This window comes from Streptomyces sp. NPDC052042, assembly GCF_044548345.1.
Classification (GTDB): Bacteria; Actinomycetota; Actinomycetes; order Streptomycetales; family Streptomycetaceae; genus Streptomyces.
Window position 1 is genome coordinate 20558 of record NZ_JBIUBU010000046.1, and the last position, 7151, is coordinate 27708.

The window sequence follows — 7151 nt, forward strand, 5'->3', positions numbered from 1 at the left end:
CCGGAATGTGTTCTCATAATGCTACACAGCACGTAGTACGTGCCACGTAGTATTCCGTAGCGGTGAACGACGGACGCCGACGGCGCGAGTGCCCGGCCTGGTTCCCCCGGGCCGGTACCACGGACGACGCCGGAGACTGCGACGAACCGACTTCTGCAGCGCGCGAAGGACTTCCGTCTTTGCCCTGGACACCATGCGAAAGGCCTCACGATGCGCACCGCCGATCTCTTCTACGCCCTGTACACCCGTCGGCTGCGGCGGCAGACCGCAGCGGGACCGCTGCCCAAGCACATCGGCCTGATCATGGATGGGAACCGCAGATGGGCCCGCCAGATGGGCATGGCCAACGCAAGCATCGGCCATCGGTACGGTGCCGAACACGTGGAGAACGTGCTGTCCTGGTGCGAGGCGGCCGGCATCAAGCACGTGACGGTCTTCGTCTGCTCCACGGAGAACTTGCAGCGCCGCGGCGACACCGAGGTGTCCTTTCTCATGCAGGTGATTGAGCAGGTGGTGGCAGTTCATCTCGCTCGTCCTGACGCCCGCTGGCAGGTGCGCATAGCGGGAACCCTCGACGCCCTGCCTGATGCAACGGCCCGCGCCCTCAAGGAAGCGGTGGAGGCGACCAGCGGCTGTACCACCGGATCACAAGTGACCCTCGCCATCGGCTATGGCGGAAGGCAGGAAGTGATCGATGCCATGCGCGAACTGCTCCACGAACAGGCAGCAACCGGAACCACCCTCGAAGACCTCGCAGCACGCCTGACGATGGACGACATCACCCGCCACCTCTACACGGCAGGACAACCTGACCCAGACCTCGTCATCCGCACCAGCGGAGAACAACGCATGTCGAACTTCCTCCTGTGGCAGAGCGCCTACTCGGAGCTGTACTTCTGCGAGGCATACTGGCCCGCCTTCCGAGAGATCGACTTCCTGCGCGCCCTGCGCAGTTATTCGGCCCGGCAACGCCGCTACGGTGCATGAGAACGCACACAGTCTCCCCAGAGTCGGCCCGAGATCCGACGACCACCCGCTGTTGTCGCCCGGCGACTGGTGCTCCCGCACCCGCCGCTTCTTCGGGGCCGCCGGCAGCGCGGGCTGCAGTGCGGGCGGCTCCGGGGCGGCCTCGACGACCGGCACCGCGCCCGCCCACTCCATGCCCAGCGCGGCGAGGGCGGCACGCTGCTCCGCCGTGAGCTTGTCCCGCCTCGACTTGGTGTTCGAGAACCACACCCCCAGCTTCACCAACACCGGCTCCGCCTCGCCATCGACCGTGATCTCCACGACCGTGCTGCGGGGGACGGGCCGCTGCCCCTCCTTCTCCACCCATTGCGCCAGGGCTGCCAGGCCCCGCTGGAACGCCGCCTCAGCCTTGCTCCCGGCCTTCTTCGGACCCTTGGCCGCGTCGGCCAGCGCCGGACGGAGCTCCGCCGTGGCGGCGGCCGTCACGGGAAGGGCGGCGACCCGCACGCCAAGCGCGGACAGCCGCTCCCGCTGCTCGGGCAGGAGCTGAGCCCACGTGGCTGCGCCGGTGACCCCGAACCTGTCGGCCCGGCCTCGGGGGCCGGGCGGACAGATTCACCCCCTCTCCCGCCCGAGAGCGGCCGGTTCGGGGGACGAGTTGCCGGTTGAGGACACTGGCACTTTCTACACCGGCGCGCGACTCACCCTGGGCCGTCGTACGCGCCGCGCCCCACCGTGAGCCTCACAGGAGAAGGAAGTGGTGCCGGAGGGCCGGCGTGTGCTGCTCGGCGACCACATCCTGTCCGGGCACCTGGAGCCACGCCCTTTTACCGCCGGGGCCGACTTACGGTGTCCACAGTGGGGAAACCCGGCGCGGTGTCGACGAGTCGGCCAGCAGCGACCTCACGCCCCCGGGGACGCCGAGCTTCCCCAAAGCCCAGTCGAGCGAAGCTGCTTCGGTATCGCACATTCTGGCAATCAGGCTCGTTTGATCAGGCAGAACGATCCGCCGGGGGATCACGATCGTCTCGCGGACCCGGTCGAGGGGCAGCCCCCGTCGGAACCCCTGCGCGGCGGGGCGGAGCACGTCCTCGTCCTGCGGGAGCGGCATGCGTCGGCGGGCCGCGTTCGAGACGACGATCCCGGCGACGTGGACATACTCTCCCAGGAGCGGGCCGAGCAGGTCTGCGAGCGCGTCGGTCTTGGCAGCGAGCGGCATTTCGGCGAAGGGCGTCGGGAGGTAGAAGAGGCCGCTGTGGTCCTCCACCCAGATCCACGCGGTACCCGCTCCCTGCGTCTTGGCGCATTTGTTGCGTACCTTGCTCAGGAGCCGCTTGCCCTGGTCGCTCTCCACGTCCGCCCCGGTCAGTTCGGTGCCATGGGGGGCCTTTCCGGGGTGGACGGTCAGCCGCCTCCCGGTGCTGCTGAGGATGTCGACCGCGGCCTCCGAGGCCGCGCACTGTCGGGCTGCTTCCTCGGTCCGCTTCTTCCACGTCTCGAAGTCGTTGTGGTTGAGGAGTTCGGGGAATTCGCCTTCCCAGTAGATGTCGCGGCCCCTGTCCAGGGTGAAGAGATGGATCTGGCAGTCCTGGCGGAACTTCTCGTCGTCCCGGAGCTTTTGGTCCTGGCCGAAGGTTACGACCTCGATGAAGACCGGGCCGATACGGACGTCGCCGGGACCGCCGCCGGCTTTCTCCGGCTCCAGTTCGACCGGGCGCCCTCGGGCCGCTCCCATGAGCGCGAGCCGGGCCTGCGTCTGGGTGTGCAGGAACCGGGACAAGGTGATGTCGCGGCGGGCATCCCGCTTGACCGAGGCAAGGCCGGGCACCCCGGCTTTCTCCAGATAGGCGTACGCGGCCCACCACCGGACCGCCTCCACCCACGCTCCCGGCTTGGCTCCTTTCATGAACTGGAGTACGGGGGCGAATCGGCCCAGACCGACGAAGGTGTCGCTGGCCTTGCCCGAAGCGGGGGAGGGGGTCACGGCCTTGGGCAGCCAGCGGCTGTTGAAGAACGCGGTGAGGCCGGCCACCGCGCGTTCGGTCACCTCGTGACCTGAGGGAGAGAGATAGTCGGCGCCCTCCGGGCAACCGAACCACGCCTCCCAGTCGATCGCCCGCAGGCCGTGGTCGATCGCCCGCCATATCTCTAGGTCACGAGGGTGCATGTCTGCCAGCATGCAGGACTCGCAGACGAGGGTGCGGGGGTTTCTCCTGAAACGCGGCACCTTCTTCTCGGCCAGCAGCGGACAGCGACGGGGATCGCATGTGGCGGCCACCTCGCCCCTCCCGTAAGGAAAGCTCACTTCACTGTTCCTGCCAGGGGCAGACGCCCTGAACTCGGCCCGTCCGGAGATAGATTGGCCCCTTGACGGATCGGCTGGTCAGAGGGACAAGGGCTATGAGCGCCGACGCGCACGACGCGTACGAATCCGTGCCGGGGCCCGTACCTCCGCCCCCCGCGAAGTCGGGGTCCAGGAAGTACTACGTCTCCGCCTCGGCGGCGCCCCCGTCCAGTTGCCCGAGCCCGTCGCCCACCTCGCCCGCACCGTCGCGGCGAACCGCAAGGGCCACGCGACCATCGGCGCCCTGACACCGTCTCCATGGCTCTTCCCCGGCGGACAGCCCGGACGGCCGATCAGCACCACACAGCTGACTCAGCGGCTGAACCGGCTCGGGATCCGTCCCAATCAGGCCCGCAGCACGGCGCTCTTCCAGCTCGCCACCGAGATCCCCGCCTCGATCCTCGCCCGCACCCTGGGCATCCACACCGACGTCGCCGTTGCTTGGCAACGCCTCTCCGCCGGCGACTGGGCCACCTACGCCAACGAAGTCAGCCGCCGCACCGCAACGGAGAAACCATGAAGCTGCCCGTCGTAATACACCGGGCCCGCTTGGGAGCCGATGAGTTCAGAGTCATCCGACCTGCCCAGCCGTTGCGCCGTGCCATGCTCATCGACCACGACCGGCACCTGGACGCCTACCTCGACCAGGACGCCGCCCGACGCATCGCCGGACTGTGGATGCTCGCCGCACGCTCGCCACGCTCACTGATTCGCCTGCCCCTGCGAGCCAACCAGCCACCGGCCCGGGAGGTGCCAGACGACGTCGGCTCCCAGCTCGACCTCGTGCTCCTGCACCATTCGCTCCAGTTCGCCCCCTCACGCTGGAAGCAGGTGCGAGGCCGCCTCGGCCCAGGCCATCCCCAGACCGCGAGCTTGCCCGAGGCAGAGTATGACGATGTTGCGGTGGCCAACTACGCGGCACGTCACTACTGGGAGAACCGCGACCTGTTTCACCAGCATCTTCATGCCGAGACCCTGTTCATGACCGGCAGCACGAAGGTGTTCCGAGAGACCGCGCGGCACTTCCTCGATGTCGCCCGCAAAGGACCGGGCTACGTCCCGGTCCATCCCAGCTACCCGCACTTCTGCACAGAACTGCACTCGAACGACGGCATCCTCGGCGACGCCCGCGAGATCCACATCGAGTACTGCGACCAGTGGAACTCATGAGCTTCAGACACCGACTACGGACCGGCCGTGGCGATCAGCAGGGCAGGCATTCAGACAGTTCCAACACCCGACGTCACCATTAGTCAGGGAAGTACGCCTGCGCGAGGCGGTCGAACGCGTCAGGAAGATGCAGTTCGACCGCCAGGGCAAGCGCATCTGGGGCACGGTCACCACCGTCTTCGACGCCGAACGCACACGCCGGGCCATCGGCGCGGTCGTCGTCCCCTTCGGCACCTGCTCCGAACCCACCAACGTCGCCGCCGGCGGCGGAGCCTGCCCACTGCGCTTCCGCTGCGTGGGCTGCGACCACTTCTCCACCGACGTCTCCCACCTCCCCGACCTGCGGACCTACCTCGATGATCTGCTGAGGCAACGGGAGAAGCTGAAGTCGATGGCCGAGGCCGACGACTGGGCCCGCGCCGAGGCCACCCCCTCAGATGAGGAGATCACCCGCATCCGCGCCCTGATCCAGCGCGTCACCGACGACGTCGAGACGCTCACCGAGGCCGAACGCACCGAGATCCAGAAGGCCGCCGCGACCGTTCGCCAGATGCGGCAGAACTTCCTCGGCATGCCCCGCATCCGCCAGCCCCTGCCCGACCTCCGAGTGGAGCGACCCGCATGACCGCCCCCCAGGCCACCGTCCAGGCCATGCTCGAAGGCCGGCGTGCTGACACCGGACGCCGCCGCCAACGCGTCCTGGCGGCTCTCGCCGAAGCCGCGAAGAACGGCACGGACACCAGCGTCGCCGCGATAGCCCGCCGCGCGGGCGTCGACCGCACCTTCCTCTACCGCCACCGCGACCTCCTCGCCCAGATCCACGCCCAGGCCGCCGAACCTGCCGCCACGCCCGGCCGCCACGGCCCGGCCGTCAGCCGCGCCTCGCTCAAGGCCGACCTCGCGGCCGCCGACGCCCGCACGGCCCGTCTCGCTACCCGGGTCCGCCGACTTGAGCAGCGCCTCAGCGAAGTGCTGGGCGACCAGGTCTGGCGCGAGTCCGGCATCGGAGGACCTGATGACTCCGAGCAGCTCAAGGCCCGGATCACCACGCTCGAACAGCAGCTGATCGACCTGGAGCTGAAGCTCCAGGAGCGCGACGACGACCTGGCCGCCGCCCGTGCCGCGAACCGCGAGCTCATGGCTCAGCTCAACCGCCAGGCCGACCGCTCACCCAACCTGCCCGGGTAAGCACTCGCGCCCGCGACAACCCGGTCCCGGTCTCTCAGCGGCCGGGAACCGGGTTGTCGGGAACGGGGGTCTGTGACGGATCTTGTGAGCCATCGCCGCATTTCAGAGGCATACCCGTGCTGTTCTGCCAGCGGTGAACACCGGTTCGACCGAGCTTGAGAATCACTACGGTCCAGTCCCATGACGATTACGACGCGCACGGTCGAGTACCAGGCCGACGGTCTGACGATGATCGGGCACCTCGCCGTGCCGGCCGGTGTCGATCGCCGGCCCGCGGTGCTGCTCGGGCCAGAGGGCATGGGGCTCAGCGACGTCGAGCGCCGCCGGGCCGATGCCCTCGCCGAGCTGGGATACGTAGTGCTGGCCTTCGACCTTCACGGCGGGCGCTATTTGGGTCACCCCGAGGAGATGCTGGCCCGTTGCCTGCCGCTGCTCGCCAACCCCGACCGGATGCGGGGCATCGGCCACGCGGCGCTCGATGTATTGCGTGCCGAGCCGCGGACCGACCCCGACCGGATCGCCGCCGTCGGCTACGGCACTGGGGGCGCCATCGCGCTGGAACTCGGGCGCGATGGCGTCAACCTGCGCGCGATCGGGACAGTCAACGCAACTACCACGGGCCGACCGGGCGAGGCGGCGCGCATTCGCTGCCCGGTGTGGGCCGGCGTCGGGTCGGAAGACCCGATCATGCCGCCCGCGCAACGGAACGCGTTCACCGCCGAAATGCAGGCCGCAAGCGTCGACTGGCGCCTCGCGGTCTACGGCGGCGCCCTGCACGCCTTCCACCACCCGCCGGTCGACCACCCCACGGTCCCCGGCGTCGGCTACCACCCACAGCACGCGCAGCGAGCCTGGCGCGACGTCGTCGACCTGCTCTCCGAGTGCCTTCCCCTCAAGATCGTCGCACTCAGAAGTATCTGCAGCGATGCACCGCCGAGGGCATGTCCAAGCGCGAGATCATCCGGTGCCTCAAGCGGTACGTCGCCCGCGAGCTCTACCGCCACATCCGGCCTCTGACTACCGGTCGGCTTCCTTCAGCGGCTTGACGAAACATAGGGGCTTCTACGCCACCCACAAGACGCCCGCCATCCAGAAGTGGCTGCTGGCGCACCCCCGGTTCCACATGCACTTCACCCCGACCAACTCGTCCTGGCTGAACCAAGTGGAGCGATGGTTCGCGCTGCTGACGGACAAGCAGATACGGCGTGGCGTCCGCAGGAACGTCCAAGCCCTGGAGAAAGACATCCGGACCTGGATCGTCCACTGGAACGACAACCCGAGGCCCTTCGTCTGGACGAAGACCGCTGACGAGATCTTCGAACGCCTCACCGGATATCTGAACCGAATCAATGACTCAGGACACTACTGATCTTTTCGTTGGTTCGGTGGGTGTGGTGGGTGGATGGTCAGGCCGGTATGGGCGAGGAATGACCATGGAAGTCGGGGGTTGGTGTTGATGCGGTGGATGCCTTGCTCGGTGGCG

Annotated in this window: 6 protein-coding genes and 5 pseudogenes; 8 read left to right on the top strand and 3 right to left on the bottom strand. The window is 68.3% G+C overall.

What is annotated here, in order from left to right:
• The first annotated feature begins 210 nt into the window (after positions 1-210).
• Positions 211-987, top strand: a complete 777-nt coding sequence (locus ACIHCL_RS35395) for an isoprenyl transferase (RefSeq protein ID WP_399868546.1) — start codon at positions 211-213, stop codon at positions 985-987.
• Between the two features lie 183 nt (positions 988-1170).
• Here ACIHCL_RS35395 and ACIHCL_RS35400 read toward each other — a convergent pair.
• Positions 1171-1473 (bottom strand): annotated as a pseudogene (locus ACIHCL_RS35400) (Helicase associated domain protein); the annotation flags it as partial.
• A 337-nt stretch (positions 1474-1810) separates the two neighbouring features.
• Complete coding sequence (locus tag ACIHCL_RS35405; RefSeq protein ID WP_399868548.1) at positions 1811-3271, bottom strand: hypothetical protein; 1461 nt, start codon at positions 3269-3271, stop codon at positions 1811-1813.
• Positions 3272-3482: 211 nt separating this feature from the next.
• Between ACIHCL_RS35405 and ACIHCL_RS35410 the strand changes: the two genes are divergently transcribed.
• The 7 genes and pseudogenes from ACIHCL_RS35410 to ACIHCL_RS35440 form a co-directional block, all read left to right on the top strand.
• Positions 3483-3830 (top strand): hypothetical protein, encoded by a 348-nt coding sequence (locus tag ACIHCL_RS35410; protein ID WP_399868549.1) that lies wholly within the window; start codon positions 3483-3485, stop codon positions 3828-3830.
• Complete coding sequence (locus ACIHCL_RS35415; RefSeq protein ID WP_399868550.1) at positions 3827-4480, top strand: hypothetical protein; 654 nt, start codon at positions 3827-3829, stop codon at positions 4478-4480. The genes ACIHCL_RS35410 and ACIHCL_RS35415 overlap by 4 nt, the downstream gene beginning before the upstream one ends.
• A 127-nt stretch (positions 4481-4607) precedes the next feature.
• Positions 4608-5105, top strand: a complete 498-nt coding sequence (locus ACIHCL_RS35420; protein WP_399868551.1) for a hypothetical protein — start codon at positions 4608-4610, stop codon at positions 5103-5105.
• A complete protein-coding gene (locus ACIHCL_RS35425; RefSeq protein WP_399868552.1) occupies positions 5102-5668 on the top strand; it encodes a TetR family transcriptional regulator in 567 nt (188 codons plus the stop codon). The genes ACIHCL_RS35420 and ACIHCL_RS35425 overlap by 4 nt, the downstream gene beginning before the upstream one ends.
• 180 nt (positions 5669-5848) lie before the next feature.
• Positions 5849-6562, top strand: a pseudogene (locus ACIHCL_RS35430) (dienelactone hydrolase family protein); the annotation flags it as partial.
• Between the two features lie 2 nt (positions 6563-6564).
• Positions 6565-6714: pseudogene (locus ACIHCL_RS35435) on the top strand (IS110 family transposase); the annotation flags it as partial.
• Between the two features lie 20 nt (positions 6715-6734).
• Positions 6735-7037, top strand: a pseudogene (locus ACIHCL_RS35440) (transposase); the annotation flags it as partial.
• Here ACIHCL_RS35440 and ACIHCL_RS35445 read toward each other — a convergent pair.
• Positions 7031-7151: pseudogene (locus ACIHCL_RS35445) on the bottom strand (transposase); the annotation flags it as partial. The pseudogenes ACIHCL_RS35440 and ACIHCL_RS35445 sit on opposite strands and share 7 nt — an antisense overlap.